At 42.2% G+C, this 18,744-nt stretch carries 16 protein-coding genes and 1 tRNA gene; 3 read left to right on the top strand and 14 right to left on the bottom strand.

Features of this window, described 5'->3' with window-relative positions; translation table 11 throughout:
• Positions 1 to 67: 67 nt before the first annotated feature.
• The 10 genes from rlmH to SPSYN_RS03450 all read right to left on the bottom strand — a co-directional run bounded on the left by rlmH (position 68) and on the right by SPSYN_RS03450 (position 10,096).
• Positions 68 to 547, bottom strand: coding sequence for a 23S rRNA (pseudouridine(1915)-N(3))-methyltransferase RlmH (gene rlmH, locus SPSYN_RS03495; protein WP_161821118.1), 480 nt, complete (start codon positions 545 to 547; stop codon positions 68 to 70).
• Between the two features lie 20 nt (positions 548 to 567).
• A complete protein-coding gene (gene hisF / locus SPSYN_RS03490; protein ID WP_161821117.1) occupies positions 568 to 1,329 on the bottom strand; it encodes an imidazole glycerol phosphate synthase subunit HisF in 762 nt (253 codons plus the stop codon).
• Between the two features lie 146 nt (positions 1,330 to 1,475).
• Entirely contained in the window at positions 1,476 to 2,744 is a 1,269-nt protein-coding gene (gene murA / locus SPSYN_RS03485; RefSeq protein ID WP_161821116.1) for a UDP-N-acetylglucosamine 1-carboxyvinyltransferase, read from the bottom strand.
• Between the two features lies 1 nt (position 2,745).
• On the bottom strand, positions 2,746 to 3,684 hold the full coding sequence (locus SPSYN_RS03480; RefSeq protein WP_161821115.1) for a peptidase MA family metallohydrolase: 939 nt from the start codon (positions 3,682 to 3,684) through the stop codon (positions 2,746 to 2,748).
• A gap of 107 nt (positions 3,685 to 3,791) precedes the next feature.
• A complete protein-coding gene (locus tag SPSYN_RS03475) occupies positions 3,792 to 4,424 on the bottom strand; it encodes a tetratricopeptide repeat protein (RefSeq protein ID WP_161821114.1) in 633 nt (210 codons plus the stop codon).
• A gap of 103 nt (positions 4,425 to 4,527) precedes the next feature.
• The gene (locus SPSYN_RS16150) at positions 4,528 to 5,907 is read right to left on the bottom strand and encodes a peptidoglycan DD-metalloendopeptidase family protein (protein WP_161821113.1); all 1,380 of its coding nucleotides are present in this window, start codon (positions 5,905 to 5,907) and stop codon (positions 4,528 to 4,530) included.
• 150 nt (positions 5,908 to 6,057) lie between these two features.
• The gene (gene scfB / locus SPSYN_RS03465) at positions 6,058 to 7,404 is read right to left on the bottom strand and encodes a thioether cross-link-forming SCIFF peptide maturase (RefSeq protein ID WP_161821112.1); all 1,347 of its coding nucleotides are present in this window, start codon (positions 7,402 to 7,404) and stop codon (positions 6,058 to 6,060) included.
• A gap of 55 nt (positions 7,405 to 7,459) precedes the next feature.
• Positions 7,460 to 7,612: a six-cysteine ranthipeptide SCIFF gene (gene scfA / locus SPSYN_RS03460; protein ID WP_161821111.1), complete on the bottom strand. Its 153-nt coding sequence runs from the start codon at positions 7,610 to 7,612 to the stop codon at positions 7,460 to 7,462.
• 134 nt (positions 7,613 to 7,746) lie between these two features.
• Complete coding sequence (locus SPSYN_RS03455) at positions 7,747 to 8,724, bottom strand: SDR family oxidoreductase (RefSeq protein ID WP_161821110.1); 978 nt, start codon at positions 8,722 to 8,724, stop codon at positions 7,747 to 7,749.
• 7 nt (positions 8,725 to 8,731) lie between these two features.
• Entirely contained in the window at positions 8,732 to 10,096 is a 1,365-nt protein-coding gene (locus tag SPSYN_RS03450; RefSeq protein ID WP_161821407.1) for a nucleotide sugar dehydrogenase, read from the bottom strand.
• Positions 10,097 to 10,355: 259 nt separating this feature from the next.
• Between SPSYN_RS03450 and SPSYN_RS03445 the strand changes: the two genes are divergently transcribed.
• A tRNA-Gly gene (locus tag SPSYN_RS03445) sits at positions 10,356 to 10,430 on the top strand.
• Between the two features lie 454 nt (positions 10,431 to 10,884).
• Here SPSYN_RS03445 and SPSYN_RS03440 read toward each other — a convergent pair.
• The 3 genes from SPSYN_RS03440 to SPSYN_RS03430 all read right to left on the bottom strand — a co-directional run bounded on the left by SPSYN_RS03440 (position 10,885) and on the right by SPSYN_RS03430 (position 14,179).
• Positions 10,885 to 11,832 (bottom strand): NAD-dependent epimerase/dehydratase family protein, encoded by a 948-nt coding sequence (locus SPSYN_RS03440; RefSeq protein ID WP_161821109.1) that lies wholly within the window; start codon positions 11,830 to 11,832, stop codon positions 10,885 to 10,887.
• A gap of 253 nt (positions 11,833 to 12,085) precedes the next feature.
• The gene (locus tag SPSYN_RS03435; protein ID WP_279279242.1) at positions 12,086 to 12,757 is read right to left on the bottom strand and encodes a class I SAM-dependent methyltransferase; all 672 of its coding nucleotides are present in this window, start codon (positions 12,755 to 12,757) and stop codon (positions 12,086 to 12,088) included.
• 45 nt (positions 12,758 to 12,802) lie between these two features.
• Positions 12,803 to 14,179: an oligosaccharide flippase family protein gene (locus SPSYN_RS03430; protein WP_279279236.1), complete on the bottom strand. Its 1,377-nt coding sequence runs from the start codon at positions 14,177 to 14,179 to the stop codon at positions 12,803 to 12,805.
• 184 nt (positions 14,180 to 14,363) lie between these two features.
• On the opposite strand from SPSYN_RS03430, the gene SPSYN_RS03425 reads away from it, so the two are divergent.
• Positions 14,364 to 16,715 (top strand): Ig-like domain-containing protein, encoded by a 2,352-nt coding sequence (locus SPSYN_RS03425; RefSeq protein WP_161821107.1) that lies wholly within the window; start codon positions 14,364 to 14,366, stop codon positions 16,713 to 16,715.
• Between the two features lie 384 nt (positions 16,716 to 17,099).
• Complete coding sequence (locus tag SPSYN_RS03420) at positions 17,100 to 17,639, top strand: hypothetical protein (protein WP_161821106.1); 540 nt, start codon at positions 17,100 to 17,102, stop codon at positions 17,637 to 17,639.
• Positions 17,640 to 17,686: 47 nt separating this feature from the next.
• Here SPSYN_RS03420 and SPSYN_RS03415 read toward each other — a convergent pair whose 3' ends face one another.
• Positions 17,687 to 18,742, bottom strand: a complete 1,056-nt coding sequence (locus tag SPSYN_RS03415; protein ID WP_161821105.1) for a glycosyltransferase — start codon at positions 18,740 to 18,742, stop codon at positions 17,687 to 17,689.
• Positions 18,743 to 18,744 lie beyond the last annotated feature (2 nt).

Here is an 18,744-nt window from a genome sequence, read left to right as displayed (position 1 = left end):
GTGGCGGTTTTGGCTTGAGCCAGCTGCTCAAGCCAAAACCGCCACTTTTTCGTCTATCTGCTCTACTTTACTTATGGTATGGTTCACCACGGATAATTTTATATGCGCGGTAAATTTGTTCTAACAAAACCACCCGCATTAACTGGTGTGGAAAGGTCATCCGGGAAAAGGACAACCGCCAGTGGGCCTGTTTGAGAGCTTGCTCCGATAAACCCAGGCTGCCGCCGATTATAAAAGTAATATCGCTGTGCCCTTTCAAAGTAAGTTTATCTATACGTTCGGCGAGTTCCTCTGAGGATACCGGCTCACCTTTTACATCCAAAGCCACCAGATAGGTATCTGCTCGCAGGTGGCGGCATAACCTTTCCCATTCCCGCTGTTTTACCATATCTACTTCCGCAGCCGAAAGCTCCTCAGCATGGCTTTCGTCGCTTACTTCGCTTATTTCCAAACGACAATATGCTGCAAGACGTTTGCTATATTCAGCAATGGCTTCTCGCCAGTATTTTTCTTTTAATTTACCAACAGATGCCACCGCAATTCGCATCGTTTGCCTCCCAACGGACGTTAAACAGTAGCAACACCGTTATCCTGTAGGTATTGTTTTAAATCTTGAATTAATATTTCACCAAAATGGAAAACAGAAGCAGCTAATAATATATCCGCCTGACCTTCTGTAGCCGCATCCAAAAAATGCTCCAGCTTACCGGCCCCACCGGAGGCGATAACCGGAACTTTTACCGCCTCTTTTATGCCCTTAATCAAAGGTATGTCATACCCACTTTTTGCACCATCGCAGGCTTTGCTCGTGGGGAGAATAATACCCGCGCCTCTAGCTTCGGCTTGCTTAGCCCATTCCACAGCATCTATTCCGGTAGCAGTATTACCCCCATTTATGTAGACCTCATAACCCGAGGGCAAAGCGGGGTTTCTATCTGCATCGATTGCCACAACCACTTTTTCCGAACCGAATTTCACTGCAGCCTGCTCTATCAGTTCCGGCTGGCGATAAGCCGCACTACTTATCGAAACCCGGTTTGCCCCCGCCGCTAAAACAGCTTCAGCATCAGCTAATGAAGCAATGCCGCCCCCCACTGTAAATGGAATGGTAGTGACTTCGGCCACCCGGCGCACTACATCCAAGGTGGTTTTCCTTTTTTCTACGGTAGCGGTAATATCCAGGAGGGCCAGCTCATCCGCCCCATTTTCGCAATATATCCTGGCACATTCAACCGGGTCACCGGCATCCCGCAAATTGACAAATTGAACACCCTTAACTACCCTGCCTTCCTTGATATCCAGGCAGGGCATAATCAGAACCTTTTTCATATGTTTAGTAAACTCCCTCTGTTATTATTTATGTACACCGTAATTTATTATAGTTATGTCAAAAACCCTTTCATCAATATACCTAACCTGAGATTCGTTATCCAAGCATAAAAAGGCGTAGTTAACGCCTTTTATCGATATGTTACTCAAGTCAAGCAATGCTCTCTTTTAATTTCTACACCTAAATTGGTTAGTTTTTCTTCGAGCATATGATAGCCCCGGTCGATAAAATGGGTATTATATATTTCGGTTTGACCTTTGGCCATTAGCGCAGCTATTACCAAAGCCGCTCCAGCACGCAAATCAGTTGCTTTAACCTTGGTCCCATATAAACCGGCAACACCCTCTACCACGGCCATACGTCCCTCCACTTTAATATTAGCACCCATTCTTATTAATTCATCAGCAATTTGAAAGCGATTTTCAAAAATATTTTCTATAATTATACTGGTACCTTCAACAGTTGATAAAAAAGCCATCATTTGTGACTGCATATCGGTAGGAAAACCCGGATAGGGCATCGTTTTTATATCCACTGGATTCAATTTACCACCGGCAACCACGGTAAGCTTATCGTCATCCTCATCCACTTGCACCCCGGCCTCTCGCAGTTTGGCACAAATGGGTTCCACGTGCAAAGGAATGACGTTTTCAAGCACCAGACGCCCACGGGTAGCCGCCGCGGCCACCATGAAAGTGCCTGATTCAATGCGGTCCGGGATCACGGCATAACGCACACATCCACCCAATTTAGGCACTCCCTCAACCTTAATTACATCGGTACCCGCACCCCGGACTTTTGCACCCAGGCAGTTGAGAAAGTTGGCTAAATCTACTATTTCAGGTTCTTTAGCTACATTTTCCAGTACGGTTTGTCCCTCGGCCAAACAAGCCGCCATCATAATATTCTCGGTTGCACCTACACTGGGGAAATCCAGGTAAATGCGGGCTCCTTTTAAGCGGTCTGAAATATGACCCACGGCAAATCCACTTTCCAGGCGGATTTGTGCTCCCATACCAGCCAGCCCTTTAAAATGCAGGTCCATCGGCCTGACCCCAATATTGCAGCCACCAGGCAAAGAGACTTTGGCAAAGCCGAACCTGGCTAGCACCGGTCCTAACAGTAAATTAGAAGCACGTAGCTTTTTTACCAATGCGCATGGGGGATCTGCCACAATAACATCAGGTGCAATAATACTGAGCGATGAATTGCTCAACCAATTTACCTCAGCACCTATATATTTAATTATATCAATCATTACTCTTACATCGCTTATATCAGGAATGTTCTCCAACACTACTTCATCGCCGGCCATAAGTGATGCGCATAAAATAGCCAAAGCGGCGTTTTTAGCGCCGCTGATCCGTACCTTTCCTTGCAGCGGCTGCCCCCCGTTTATTATTAGTTTGTCCATTTTAAGCTTGATCCTCCCGCTTAATATACAAAGGCTGTTGCAACTCCCTGGACAACCAGGCGTGCCACTGAATTTCGAGTTGTTCCGGAGTCGTTCCCAAAGCTTCTATCATCGATTCATGGAAGTTTAAACCCCTGGCCAAATTACTAATAATTCTATGCAGCCCATCTTCACCATAGACTGCCACAATATATTCCACTACCGAAAACGATTGTCGATATGCTAACGTTTGATCAATTAAGGAATCAAATTTACGGTCCATTTTCTTAAGCGGATACAGCCCTTGTTCCCAAATTTCATCCTGCTGTTCAAACATGAAACTGGTAATTTTATATTCCTCGTATTGGGCTAAGCCTTCCGTAAACCAGCGAGGGTAATTACCCCGCGCCTCGTAATCCAACACTAAATGGGTCATTTCATGAACCATAGGACCGGACTGCTGAAAGATTTGCCGCATTGTGTCCGGATCACGGTCATTTATCCAAGCCTGTGGCGCCAAAACTCTGATCACGCCACCCCAATATACTCCCATAGCATTTTCACTGGCTGGCCAGCCAAAACTGGCATTTAGTTCTTCTTTAGTTGAATAGACCATAATGGGTATTTTTTGTTCCGGCGAAAATCCAAAATCATTGCAGATGCGCTGGAAAAAAAGCCTGGCAGTTTCATGTACCAATTTAGCTTCTTCTTTATCACCCTGGTAACGTATAATTAAGTAATCATCCTCAATGTGCTGCCACCCATGAGTACGTAACAACATTTGGGCCCGGGCTACTTCACGAAAGACACCGTATATATAGCCTTTAACACTTTCCGGTACTCTAATCAACATAAATGTACTGACCATAAACAAAATCGCTAAAACAAAAGACAGCAACTTTGCTGTATGGGAAAATGGCGACGCCGATGTATCTATATTTTCAAACAGCTTCATGGACATGCAAATTCTCCTTTAATTATATTTATTAATGATTCAATTATATAATCAACTTAACTGCATGCCCAAGGTAATTTATAGAAGAAGGAGCCAGGTAGCCCTGGCCCCGTTTATTTAATTTGGCCAGCTTTTAATTCTTCGATATACTGCTTGGCCTTTTCAACATCAGGTCCTTCTTTTTGAATACGTATAAATTCTTCTAATTCTGCAATGCCTCTTGCCACATCACGGCCATCGTCACTGCGAAAGGCATAAAACTGGCCAGAGTAATAATGTGCATAAGCATCTTCCGGTTTTAATTCTATGGCTTTCTTCATCTGTACTACAGCCTGATGATAATCGCCAATTAAAAAATAAGTTATGCCCAATTCCTTGTGCATATCCACATCACCCGGTTTAATTTTAAGTGCTTTTACATAATTCTCCACGGCTTTCCTGCCATCACCGTTATCTCTGTATAGCTTGGCCAGCTGAACCATTATTGTAGTATTTTTCGGTTCCTCCTTTAACTGAGCTTCCAAGGCAGCAATTTGCTGTTCAACTGTATCTGTTTGTTGTACATCTGCCATCTGAGTAGGTAAATTGTTATCCCCAAAAGCCCAAAACATTGAGGAGGCTACTAAACCCACACCAAGCACAAAAGCGAGAATACCGAATACTATCTTTTGCCGCTTTTTTTTCTTAGATAAATTGGCAAAGTAACCGGAGTTACTTGAAGATTGCTTATTAGCTTTTTCAACCAAAGCTATATCCTCCCCCACTATATTTCAACACAATTTTTACTATTATATTATACATTAAATAAAAAGGATAGAAAACTGCATTGTTTTGAATTTTACCTGTAATTTATATAAATAAGGTGGGGTTTTTATGTATACCATTTATAATTACCTCGAAATGCAGGTGTGGCCCGGTGGAATTACCAGTGGATCCTATACGACCAATAAACTGTCCTCGTTCCACACGTTGCCCTGATTGTACCGCTGTGGAGGATAGATGCGCATACCGAGTCATAACACCACTGTCATGACTAATATCAACACAAATCCCATAGCCGCTTTTATTACCAGTCCATTCAATCGTGCCGGCCTCCGCAGCCACTACTGGAGTGCCGTAATCGGCTGCAATGTCCACTCCCTGGTGGCTACTGCCCCAACGTGCACCAAAGGGTGAAACAATCGTCCCCGAAGTTGGATACGCTAGTCTACCCTCGCCACGGTAAGCCAGTAATTTTTTTTTGCCTTTGACAATAATCTGCGGCACCGGCTCTTTGATAGTTTTTTGCTGCACAACCTTCCGGCCTGTTTCCTGACCGTTTTCCAAGGTTACTTGATAAACCACTTCCCGCATGCCGGACCTGCCTTCTTGCACGAGTTTTTGTTCACCCCAGTACAGCTTATGGTCAATCTTTTCCCGTACAGGGTAGGCAATTTCTTCCTGCCGAATATTTTCATACGTAGACAACACATCAACCAATGGTGCAGGGAGAGAAATTTTTATTTCCTGCCCAATTTGCATTTTTTTCGGGGATAAACCTGGGTTAGCTTCGATTAATTGTGCCACGGTTATTTCTGCCGCCGCAGCAATATCCCACAGGGTATCCCCTTCCTGCACTTGGTATTCCTTAACATCTGTGCGCCCGTACCGGATATACTCCACCGCCTGGTCTGCTTCCATCAATTCGTTTATGTCCACCAAAACCTTTTTCAAGGCTACTTTTTGTTTAAATTCAGCTTTTAAATGGTCACCCTGGCTATATGTATTCAAAATTTTATCCAGTACTTCCTGGCCAACGGACTTATCTCTGACTGCCACCATCTTTTTGTCGTCTATAAAGATGCCGCATGCCTCATACCGATAATTCAATTTATCTGCCAAACAACGCTGCAGTGCCTGCTTATCTTCCGCCGCAGCCAACCGCCAAATTGGGCGATACTTAATGGCGTCCTCCGGAATTTTTACCGGCATCCCGGCTGTCTTCTCTAACCGACTTACATAGTCCTTCACCGCTGTTTCAGCCATCTGGCGCTCGCTGACAACAACCAAAACATCACCGTCACACACCACAGCCCAGCGGGTTACACTAAGCAACGCACAAAAAATAAGCACAGGAATACCCAACAACACAAGTAATGTTCTTATCTTTCCGCGGGAACCAATTACTCCCGGCCATAGAAATGCTAATTTTTTAACTAGTTGAGTTAAACGACTTCGAATACCAACCACTCCCTTGTATAATTCAACACAAATTGTCAATATTCTTCAATTAAGCAGCATTCATTATACCATCGATATTGTATGTCGTAAACCTAATCCCTGAACAAAAAAGGGATGCTCAGCGGCTCCCTTTTTTCTGTAAAATAATTTTCGCAGTATTTACCGGCGAGTTTTAATTTTTAGATATAGCGCGCACTCCAGCCTTTTGCGGGCAAATATACATCCAAGATGGTAAGGCTTTAGCACATCTCCATTAAAGGTATACGCATTGGCATGACAGCCACCGCTGCAGTGAAACTTGGCCCAGCAATCAAGACAAGTGTTTTTATTATATATATGCGCATTGCGGAATATTTTTGCCATATTTTTATTAACTACACCATCAAACACTGTACCTATCTGAAATTCGTTACGTCCTACAAACTGGTGACAAGGATACAATGTTCCTCCGGGCACTACCGCCAAATATTCAGACCCTGCGCTGCAACCCGTAAGACGTTTGGGCAAACAAGGGCCATCCTCCAAATCAATATTGAAATGGAAAAAATCCACCGGGCGTCCCTGCTGGTGTCTTTCCAATAAGTACCTGGTTAACTTATCATATTCTTCCAGCAAAGCAGGTATATCCTCACCCTTAAAAGCATAGTCAGTTTCAGCTCCGGCTACCACCGGTTCCATCGAAATATGATTAAAACCCGCCTCCGCCAGGTGCTTCACATCTGCGCAAAAATCAAGGTTATTACGAGTAAATGTCCCTCTAACGATATATTCTCGGCAATATGGCGAAGACGTGAAATCAACTATTTTATCCATTACCCGCCGGTAGCTGTCTTCTCCGTGAGCAGTAACCCGCATGCGATCATGCACTTCAGGACGCCCATCAATAGAAAGGACCACCGCCAGGTTATGCTCACCAATGAATTGCTGCATTGCCTGGTCCAGCAAGGTAACGTTAGTGGTTAAGGTAAATTTGATTTCCTTGCCCGATTGCTTGGCCTGCTGCCGGCCATATTCCACCAATTCCATTAGTACCGCCCGGTTCATCAGCGGTTCACCGCCAAAAAAATCCACCTCTACATGTTGGCGGTTGCCGGACGCACACATCAAAAAGTCAAGCGCCGCCCGGCCTACTTCTGCAGACATCAGCTCGCGCTGCCCCCCAAAATCACCCTGGCCGGCAAAACAGTAGCGGCAGCGCAAGTTACAGTCGTGAGCCAAGTTCAGGCAGAGCGCTTTAACGGTTTCTCCCTCAGGAGGCAAATATCCTTCCGGCAGAGGATCCGGAGAAAAAAGCAGCCCGTCATTCTTTAAATCTCTTATTTCTTGAATTATTTCCCTTACAATGGTTTCACCATATATAGGGCTGTATTGATTAATTAATTCTGTCTCTGAGCTGGATTCATAATCCTTAATTATTTGTAAAGTAGGCTCATCTACCTCGTGAACGGCATTGCTATTAACATCCAAAACAATATTGGTGCCGTCAAAAGAAAATGCATGAATCAATTAACGTTCATTCCCTTCAAAAAAAAACCTCATCCCGTAAAGGGATCAGGTTAGTCTAGCTATTCTTTTTATTAGCGCATGCCTGGTTACCAACCGTACAAGATGTCTTGCAAGCCGACTGGCAAGAAGTCTGGCACTCGCCGCAACCACCGCTGCTTTCAGTGCTTTGGAGCGTACGCCCGGTAATCGTATTAATATGTTTACCCAAAATATTTCCCCCTTTTAATTGACTGATAAAATTATATGCCAACCAAGTAATAATAAGCAAGTCATTTATACGATACCAGGCCAAAAAAGTTAATACTTACACTTCCATCACTATGTGTTTATCCGGAAACCTGTTCAATCGCAGTTCTCCTTATACCAATCAATGGTTAGTGCCAAACCTTGAGTAAAACTATAATCCGGTTCATAGCCCAGTAGTTCTTTTGCCTTACTAATATCAGCGTTAGAGTGTTTAATATCACCTTTGCGCACGGGGCCAAATATTGGCATGATATCCTTACCTAATGCCTTACAGAGTTCATAGTAAACATCAATAAGATACTCTTTACTGCCGCAAGCTATGTTATATGCCTGACCTGACACTTCATGAGAGGCCTTACAAGCTTTGAGATTCGCTTCAATCACATTTTCAATATAAGTAAAGTCACGACTCTGTTTCCCGTCACCGTCGATAATTGGTCGTTTGTTATTAAGCAGTTGTTTGATAAATTTAGGGATTACTGCAGCGTACGCTCCGTTGGGATCTTGTCGTTTACCAAATACATTAAAATAACGCAAACCAATGGTATCAAGATTGTACAACTTAGTATACAATTTTCCATACTCCTCATTTGCGCGTTTTGTTAATGCGTAGGGTGACAACAGGTTACCTTCTTTTCCTTCCTTTTTAGGTAGGCTGGGTTCATCACCGTATACAGAAGAGCTAGAAGCATAAACAAATTTTTTCACGCCGTTTTGTCTTGCCGCTTCCATCATATTGAGCGTTCCTTTAATATTAATTTCCTCATATAATAAAGGCATTTCAATACTTTTAGGAACACTGCCCCATGCAGCTTGATGCAGCACATAATCGACACCTATACAAGCCTGTATACAGGTATCCAAATGGCGAATATCACCTTTTATAAATGTGAAGTTTGGATTACTCATAAATGGAGATATATTGCCATGTTTCCCGTTGGAAAGATCGTCCAGGCAGATGACTCTATATCCTTTATCTAACAACACCTCACAAAGATTAGAGCCAATGAAGCCTGCTCCGCCAGTTACAAGAAAAACTGTCCCATTGGAAAAAGTAATATCTTGATAGCCCATGACGAATTTACAGCCTCCAGTATAAATAATTCAAACCCTCTGCTTCTTTTTTACTAAAGATTCCTTTAATATCGATTAACACACAGTTATCCTGCCTTGAACCAACCTGAGCATCAGTCGCTTCTGCAACACTTTCAAGAGATCGGGATTTAAACATTTTTTTTATGTTTTTTAAGTCCAGGGACTTAAATTCATCATGAGCAACAGCAAATACAACAGCATCCATACCTACTACTTCTTCAATTTTGCAAACATTAATTCTATACTCTTGCCACAGGTCTTCTTGATCCGCTATTGGATCAACAATTTTTACATCCATTCCATACTCTTCTAGACTCCTGACAATATCTACCACTTTTGTATTTCTTACATCCGGGCAGTTCTCTTTAAAGGTCACACCCAAAATGGCTACCTTCGAGCCTTTAATTTGTTTGTTTGCTTTAATCATTTGCTTAACTATATTTTCGACCACATACGCGGCTATATTGTCATTGATTTTTCTACCCGCAAGAATAATCTGAGAGTGATAGCCCATTTCTTCCGCTTTATACGTCAGATAGTACGGATCAACACCAATGCAGTGACCCCCAACCAACCCGGGGTAGAAATTTAAGAAATTCCACTTGGTTCCGGCCGCTTCCAGAACAGCCTTTGTATCAATACCCATCCTATTAAAGATGATCGAGAGCTCATTCATAAAAGCGATGTTAATATCTCTTTGAGAATTTTCTATGACTTTAGCTGCTTCAGCCACTTTTATACTTTGAGCTCGATAAACACCGGCTTCCACCACTAACTCATAGACATTGGCCACCGTGTCCAACGTCTCTTGATCCATGCCGGAAACTATTTTCACGATGTTTTCTAAGCGATGCATCTTATCACCGGGATTAATGCGTTCTGGAGAGTAACCAATTTTAAAATCAACGCCGCATTTCAAACCTGAATCCTTCTCAAGAATAGGTACGCATATATCTTCAGTCACACCGGGATAAACTGTAGATTCATAAACCACGACTGAACCCTTCGCAAGATTTCTGCCCAGTGTATGACTGGCACTTTCAATTAAAGACAAATCAGGTGTATGATCTTTATTTACCGGCGTTGGCACAGCAACAATATGGAATTTAGCTTCTCTTAGTTTTTTTTCGTCTGAAGTAAATTCTACAGTTGTATTTAAAATAGCTTCGTTGCCCACCTCGTTTGTAGGGTCAATGCCAGACTTATATAATGCAATTTTAGCTGTATTGACATCAAACCCGATAACCTCAGCTTTTTTGGCAAAAGCAATTGCAATAGGCATCCCAACATAACCTAAACCAACCAAAGAGATTTTCTCTTGTCTATTTATAATTTTCTGATATAAACTCATCATTCTCACCTATTTCCTTTTTCAATGCAATAATTACATAAATTTGCAGCTTGATATCTCCAAAATATGATAAATACATATAAAGTGTCACAACACGGCTTGGCACATTTATAAATGAACCAATGACAAGAAAAAATCTGCTGTGGTTTATAACCTTGGCAGGGCAACTTAATTTTGTAATCTTTATACAGGTTATGTGCCGACACACACCCTTGACTTCTAGATGCGCAGTGAATATAATAGTATATGCTAAACACATGCGGGTGTAGCTCAATGGTAGAGCATCAGCTTCCCAAGCTGAGGGTTGCGAGTTCGATCCTCGTCACCCGCTCCAGTTGTTGTAAGATTGTCACGTATTTATTACTACAGTTAATTAAGGATAAGTAAAAAAACCACCATTTTGAGGTGGTTTTTTTGTATGCCCTCTGATAAGCACATGGTTTTATTTATCAATTTTTAATCGTGTAATCACCTATCTAACACCACTTGTACGAAAACAAAAAAACGGTTTACGGTCTTCAATTAGTTCGGCGATCTATCATATTTTTACCCTTCAATTATTTTTTTTAACCAAAGACATCTGCTGTCGAATTGTTTGCAATACTTTTTTGGTCTAGGGCTCGCCAGGGCCCCTGCTAGGATGGGCCATTGATATAGGAGTCATTATCCGTGCCCAGTACCAGTACATTTTAAAGGCCCTTTCAACAAGGCAATATTATAGCACTGGTATCATGATATAAATACTTGCATCTATTCACCAGAAACTCCTCACTAATTAAATGACTAATTTATCCTTCTTGATAAAAACCAGGGACTTGCAAAAGCCAATCCCTGGTCTTGGTCAATCCCTCCCGCATACTGACCGGTTGAGTCAATTGCAACGCTTGCCTGGCTAAAGAGCCATCTATTTCCAATCGGCGATCATCAGAAGCTACATTTTCTTCCAATACTATGGAGCTGTTACTCCCGGTAACCTCCTTAACTAGCTCCGCTAATTCATACATTGAAACTACCTGCTCTCCCGCAATATTGAACACCTTGCCCACTGCCTCCGGGGTTACTAATACACCAAGCACAGCTTGCACAAAATCATCCACGTAAGTATACGTCCTGGACTGCCGGCCTGACCCAAATACCCGCAAAGGCTGCCCCGCCAGGGCATTTATTAAATATCTTACCGGTACACAAACCCGGGTGTTTTTTGGACCGTAAATATCCGCAGCCCTAAGAATTACCGCCTTTAAACCATGACTGTGAGCTAATGTGCGGCATAGACACTCACCCGCTAACTTCATAGCCCCGTGCAACATAACTGGTTCCAGAGGGTGATTTTCATCAACAGGTACATATTGCTGATTGCCATATACCGCAATGGAAGATATATAAACAAACAATGCGTTATTGGCTATCGTTTCTTTCAGCAAATTAAACAGACCGGCCAGGTAATCCACCATTACGTCTGTGTCTAAAGAGCGCTCCCGCATGGCCATGGGAAAGGCAGTATGCACTACAGCATCCACACCCCGGCAGGCTAACTGGACTTTTTTTTCATCAGCCACACTGCCCTTAACTAACTCGAGCCGTTCTATAATATCAGCCAAATTGTCCGGCCGGCCTGAAGCAAAATTGTCAATTACCCTCACATTAGCCCCGGAATGCAATAGTGCCTCACAAAGATGGGAACCCATAAACCCGCCACCACCGGTTACCAACACAGTCCTATTTTGTAAATTCATCACTTACCTCCGCTCCATTTGATAATTTACAGTTATCTTTTAGCTAAAATATGATTGAATAAAATACGATGTTACAACTAAAGGACAATCCCCCTACAGCAAAGCAACCGTCCTACCACAATATGACAAGAGGGCTCTGCTGCCCAACAGCCCTGTACAATACCGTTAATAATTAAATAACTTGAAACAAAGAAAAGCGCGCCTTTTCAGTTACATTGCGCGCGCTTTTGAGTACTTTACCTGACTAACTTGGCTATTTTGTTAACACCATTAATGAACATCCACCAAATAAACGAACTGCCAAATCGCTATGAATTGCAAAGGCAACTCTTTGTACCATTTGCAAAATACACGTTTTCCAGTACTTTATATATAACCGTTTAAAGTTGCATGTATAAAAGTAATCAACAATCTCATAACCCGTTTCTACTAAAGACTGCAAAGCTGTTTCTTTGGTAAAATTATGAATGTGCCCGGAATTTTTCCAGGAGTTAATCATAGGGTACCCACGCAAAACCCTGAGCACATTAATCTCAAGGGGAATATGAAAAATTTTATATTCACCTTTTATTCTTATTTTACGAAGAAAATCAAAATAATCTTCAATGTGTTCAACAACATCTATAATAAGCAGTAAATCAAATAAGTCGTCATTTGATTCTTTGGTTATATCTTTAAGCTTAAAATGAAGTTTATCATTAGCCCTGTTTAAACAAAGGGCAATTGCCTGGGGAGAAATATCATACCCGTAAAAAACGCAATTATTATCTAATTGAAGTTGAAGTTGTTCTAAAATTGCTCCCGCACCGCAACCTATTTCGCAGACTGTATCCGGGAATAAATCGTTGCGCTTGAGCATTTGTAATATTTGACCGGCCTTCCAGGTAGAATCTTCAACATGCCATGTCGGTTTTTTTTTAAATATAACCCACTGGTATACATATCACGCATAGTATCACCTTCGTATAATTCAATTAATTTTTGTATTACCGGTGGCAGTTTTTAAATAACTCCAAACCTGATTCACTATATCTTTACCGATGTTTACTGAGGCCAGGGCCCAAATACCGGTTTTCCTATAAGCAATAACCAGCACAATAAAGTTTTGTAAGGCGAGAGAAATCGCAGTGGCCCCGGCAGCACCCTCTTTGCCATACTGCTGTACCAGGGCAATATTTAACAGCAAATTTAATAGCCCGCAGCATACGCTAATCCTGGTCAAAATAGTATGAAACCCTGTCATTTGCAGCAAATACCCGGTGGAACCGCTCAAGGAAGTAAAGAACCGGCCGGCCAGTAATATATATAACGCGATAATCCCTCCAGCATATTGGGTGCCGAAAATATTAGTCAGTATAAATTCACCAAAACATGTTACGAGAATAAAAACCGGAAGGGCAAACAAAACGCCAAGGGTTGAGGCATACCTGATCACGTATGACAATGTTTTGAAATCTTTTTGGGCACTATACCGGGCAATCATGGCCGGTATAACCTGGTTGACGATGTCAAACGAAAAAACCGTAATGGCAGCCAAGGCATTAACTACTCCATAAATACCTACTTCAGCAGGACTTGCATAGATGCCCAGTACAAGGATATCGGTACTGGACATAAACAAAAGGGAACCCCTGGTTAGCATCATGGGTACTGATTCCTGTAAAAGTCCCTGCATTTTTACTTTTTCCGGCTTAGCATGCCATTTTAACAACCTGCCCCTTAACCTAAACAAGGCTACCACTAATGCACAAAATATGCCCACACTCAATGCGATTACTATATTTTGCACATTGTGCGTACCCAGAAGTATGATTGACACAAGTAGTCCGAAAAAAACCAACTGCTGCCCGGCAGGTAAAAATGAAGCTGTTTTTAAATCTAGTAGTCCCCTGAATATTTCTCGGGTAAGCAGTAAGCTATTTTGTAAGGGTATTATTAGAACAGAAAAAATTAAGACTTTATATAGGCAGGGTGAGGTAAATAAATTTGTAGCCAGGAATTGGCTTATCATACTGATAAAGATTATCGTAACGCTTGAACCAATGAACATGATCTGAAAAGCAGTGCGTATATACCCCTTTAATTTACTCCAGTCCCCTACTCCGGAAGTTATTCCTACATATTTTACAATTACATCGTTTGTTCCCACCCGCGCTAACAAGCCTGCAATATTACATATTTTTAAAAAAAGTGTGTAAATACCAAAATTTGCCGAACCAAATGCACGGGCAATAATAACATTGTTAATTATGCCCAGAATAATTTCCAAGACTTGCCCTGTTAGCACAAAGATACTACCGGCGGCTATTTTTTTTTTAACTATACTATCAATCGTAAACACCACCATTATATGGAGGTTGTTTAAACGTTACCTCGGAAAAGTTTAGCATTTATGAACATGCTTATGATACTATTCAAAAGAACCAAGCAATGGGTTAAATTGGAAAACATAAATTGACAGGATTAGAGTGGAAAATGTCGAATTTAATACTCATCATGGATTACCAAAACAAAGGAGGATATTATAGTTAATGAAACAAAAGAATTTTTTTTACATTTTCCTGACATTAATATTTTTATTTTCCATGTCTTTCGTTCAATTAGCACAGGCTGCAACAATTGATGCAAAGAGCTTACAGAATCTATTTAATCGACTAGATAATACAAACAAATGGGACTGGTATAAAACAAGGGTTGATGACAGTCTCATTGCCTGGGACGAAAGTCATATTATGAGATCGTATTTACTAATGTATGAAGCAACAAAAGACAAGCAATACCTCAATAAATTTATTGAGCATGCCGATAGCGTGCTGGCCCGCCGGGACAGCGTCCGGGGGGTAACCGACTACCGTGGATTAAGTCTACCTGCCTGGCGTAGCGGTTACTATACTGACTATAAGACCTATTATATTTACGCTGTACAAACCGGACTTACCGCAGCCCCGCTGGCGCAGTTTGCAACGATTGTTAAAAAAGACCAGTCTTTATCAACATATAGTGCCAAAGCCAATAAATACCTGCAAGCCGCCAAAGATGCCATAGACGCTCACGACATGAGTGCCAAACCCCAATACCTTGAAGTTAATAGCCGTTGGATAGTAGAAGGTAATACCATACATTTGGCCAGGCCTATTAATATGAATCTGGCCCAGGGTAGTGCCATGTTGTCTATTTATGAGGCCTCGGGGGACAAGGCTTACCTGAATAAGGCCACAAAAATCGCCAATTACTTTAAAAAATACCTGCGTGTTAACACGTCATCCAATGCTTATGTTTGGAATTATTTCCCTGATGACTCTCGGTTCAGCAGTATTATTGAAGACCTTAATCATAGTGTCCTAGACAATGAGTTTATTTACCTCGCTTATAGAAACGGCATATTTAATAACGCGGATATGCAAAAATTTGCCAATACCGCCAGTAAGGTATTAATTAAAAAGGACGGCTCAATTGCCAATTATCTCGACGGCACAGGCACCGCCAGTATGCCGGGAGCAATTTCGCACTGGCTATGGTTTGAACCCTGGGCTCCGTCCCTGCTTGACGTATCTTATAAACTCCTTGCGGCTAAATCATCGGTGCACCCCGTAGAACTACAAGGAGTCGCCCTGTTAAATTACGCATTTGCCCGTAATAATACGTCAAACCCGGAGCCTGATCCGTCAGACCCCACTCCCGAACCGGTACCTGTTCCGGGTAACCTCATCACCAACGGCGACTTCAATGCAGGCATGACCGGCTGGGTAAATAACCGGAGCTCGGCGGTAATTAACAGCGAAGCAAACGGCAACAAATACCTGACCAACACCTATAACTTCGATTTCTTCCAAGTTCTGAACCTGAAACCCGGTACTTATACACTAAACGCGAAAGCCAAAAAAGGGACCGCTGCGCAAAGTGCTAGGATAGTAATACAATTTTTCCACAGCAACGGCAGCAATACGGTTCCATATGCCTTTACTTACAGCAACAAAGGTAGCGGCTGGGAAGCCATGCCCGAGATGACCGTCAAAGTTCCCGATACCGCCATCACCACTAGAGTTTATCTTTCTGTAAACGGCGGCAGCGGCAACTGCCATTTTGACGATATATCTTTGGTTGCGGAAAACAATACCACACCGGTACCGGATAAGCAGGGTCCGGATGTAGTTATTTCCGCACCGGTTGAAGGCTCTGAATTAAAGGACACCGCAACCATTAATATAGCCACCAGTGATGAATCAGGAGTAAGCCGGGTAGTTATCGCCTATGCCACCGGGGTCCAGGATACATGGACAACCATCGGAGAAGCCACATTAAGTGAAGGTACCAAAACAAATGGCACATGGAAGTTAACCTGGGACGTTGCCAATATTAAGAACGGCACTTACTATATACATGCCACAGCTGAAGACAGTATGGGTAATACTTCTACTTCAAAACCGGTAACCTGCCTCATCAATAACCCTGTGACCAACACCGGAGATAACCTCATCACCAACGGCGACTTCAATGCAGGCATGACCGGCTGGGTAAATAACCGGAGCTCGGCGGTAATTAACAGCGAAGCAAACGGCAACAAATACCTGACCAACACCTATAACTTCGATTTCTTCCAAGTTCTGAACCTGAAACCCGGTACTTATACACTAAACGCGAAAGCCAAAAAAGGGACCGCTGCACAAAGTGCCAGGATAGTAATACAATTTTTCCACAGCAACGGCAGCAATACGGTTCCATATGCCTTTACTTACAGCAACAAAGGTAGCGGCTGGGAAGCCATGCCCGAAATGACCGTCAAAGTTCCCGACACCGCCATCACCACTAGAGTTTATCTTTCTGTAAACGGCGGCAGCGGCAACTGCCATTTTGACGATATATCTTTGGTTGCCAAAGGCTAAACGCGTTAACGGCTCCTTATACCATGATCTTAATAAACGATAATTGCTCTTTATAGGAACGTGACGAACCTGCAACGTTCCTTTTCTTTTACTTTAGAAAATTACGCTTGCCATATTGGGCAGTTTACACGTTTTAATATATGCAGTGCAGGAACAATTTGTTTGCAAATAGCGGCCCCCAGTAAGCGAGTCAAGAATTATTATCTATCTTGACTGAAAGCAAAAAGCCGGAAAAATAACCGGCTTATAAATCAAAATTCCCTAAAATTATGTGCAAAAAAACGTTTCAAGCATACTATATTGTATCGTCTGTTCCGAAGTTATATAAACTTTATGTAAAAGGGGGGGAAAAAAATTAGGGACAACAAGTATATAATATTAATTGTGGTAAATATTATATTTGGACTAACCATACTCTATTTGCTTTATGCCAATCTCAACAATCAGCAAGCCAATCCTGCAAACAAAAATGCTAATCGCGTGGAAGGTTCAAATATAAGCATTACCAAGGAAAATATGGTTAAAAATGGGGATTTCGAACAAGGCGGGCTCGGTTGGAACAACATTTACGCTTTACGCAAAGAGAAGGATGGAAACCATTATATAATAAATAACAACAACTGGCTAATTAAACAAGATATGAACCTGCTTTCCGGAGCAGGTTATAACGTGCAAGCATCAACCCAAAAAGGAACAGCGGTGGGACCGGCCAGGATCTCCATAATTTTTTTTGACGCCAAGGGCCAAAAATTACCTGAGTATTACGATATACAACATATGCATCAAGGAAGCGATTGGGAGGAAGTCAACAAGCTCATTTCCATTCCCGCTAACGCAGCAAAAACCAGAATATATCTATTAACCAACGATAAAGAAGGTTTCCACTGTTTTGATAATATCCAAATAACTCAGACTGTAAAATAATAAAGAATTAAGCCTCGAGAATACAGAAAACAGAAGAAAAAGAGCATTTATTTGCTCTTCTTCTGTTTTTGTAATAGCATCAGATAAACCTGGTGATAAGCTTCAGCGGTTCGTGTCCAATCTAGATTTCTCTGCCACAATACCTGCCTGGCATACATCCCCATATTTACCCCCAGCTCAGGGTTTTCCAATAATTTCTCCAATGCTCTTACAGGTTCAGCAACGCTACCTGGTTCAACTAAAATACCTGATTTACCATCAACCACCAGTTCCGGGATGCCCCCCGTAGCTGCCGCTATAACCGGTCGGCAGCAACTCATTGCCTCCTTTAGCACATTGGGGACACCTTCGTTGTAGCTTAACAATACAACAACCTCGCTGGCTGTATACCAAAACACCAATTCTGCGTGTGGTTTTTCACCAGCAAAAATAATTCTTTCTTGCAAGCCTTTTCTTTCTGCCAGTTCAAGCAAACTATTTTTTTCTTGGCCTGTTCCTACAAAAACCAGAACTGTTTCCGGATACTTACCACAAATATGAGAAAAAGCCTTTAGCAGTTCATAAACACCCTTCTCGCGGACCAACCTGCCGGTAAATAAAATAATGCGTTTATCCTCGCTAAAACCTAGTTTTCGCTTCAATTGATTACGGTCCATAAAACCGGCATCAAACATACCGGTGTCTACGCCCTCGTATATAACCTTAATATTACTATTTAATCCTGTTAATTTAGCCGCTATTAACGCTAAAGCTTTACTTACGGCCACAACTTGCTCGGTATTGACCAGTACCGATTTGGTACGTGCGAGCAAGCTGTTTGATTTCCGGGCCAAGACATTGATATCCGATCCAATGGCAGTAGCTACTGAAACCACATTTAATTTTCGGGCAATTAATTGGCCGACAAACCCCGCCGGTAGCACACCATAAGCATGAATAACATTGAACATACCTGAATGGTTAATATTTCTTATCACCGGGTAAACAGCAAGGAACATAAAAAGCATGTTCCAGTAGTGCAACCGCCCTCCAGGCAAACAGAAAAAACGGGGATAAACTATTTCCACCCCGTCAAAACATTCCTGCCGCGGAATACGTCCCATAT

Source organism: Sporotomaculum syntrophicum (assembly GCF_009932395.1).
In the GTDB taxonomy this organism is placed as follows: Bacteria; Bacillota; Desulfotomaculia; order Desulfotomaculales; family Desulfallaceae; genus Sporotomaculum; species Sporotomaculum syntrophicum.
The sequence above is the reverse complement of the archived record's forward strand: the minus strand, read 5'-3'. Positions and strand labels throughout refer to the sequence as shown.

Coding starts and splice junctions, on each gene's coding strand:
- SPSYN_RS03425 (WP_161821107.1), top strand. CDS start 14,364: ATGAAACAAAAGAATTTTTTTTACATTTTCCTGACATTAATATTTTTA.
- rlmH (WP_161821118.1), bottom strand. CDS start 547: ATGCGAATTGCGGTGGCATCTGTTGGTAAATTAAAAGAAAAATACTGG.
- SPSYN_RS03455 (WP_161821110.1), bottom strand. CDS start 8,724: ATGGGCTATCAAGATATTACTTTTTCCAATGGGACAGTTTTTCTTGTA.
- SPSYN_RS03450 (WP_161821407.1), bottom strand. CDS start 10,096: ATGAGTTTATATCAGAAAATTATAAATAGACAAGAGAAAATCTCTTTG.
- hisF (WP_161821117.1), bottom strand. CDS start 1,329: ATGAAAAAGGTTCTGATTATGCCCTGCCTGGATATCAAGGAAGGCAGG.
- SPSYN_RS03415 (WP_161821105.1), bottom strand. CDS start 18,742: ATGGGACGTATTCCGCGGCAGGAATGTTTTGACGGGGTGGAAATAGTT.
- murA (WP_161821116.1), bottom strand. CDS start 2,744: ATGGACAAACTAATAATAAACGGGGGGCAGCCGCTGCAAGGAAAGGTA.
- SPSYN_RS03440 (WP_161821109.1), bottom strand. CDS start 11,832: ATGAATTTACAAAATAGGACTGTGTTGGTAACCGGTGGTGGCGGGTTT.
- SPSYN_RS03480 (WP_161821115.1), bottom strand. CDS start 3,684: ATGTCCATGAAGCTGTTTGAAAATATAGATACATCGGCGTCGCCATTT.
- SPSYN_RS03430 (WP_279279236.1), bottom strand. CDS start 14,179: ATGGTGGTGTTTACGATTGATAGTATAGTTAAAAAAAAAATAGCCGCC.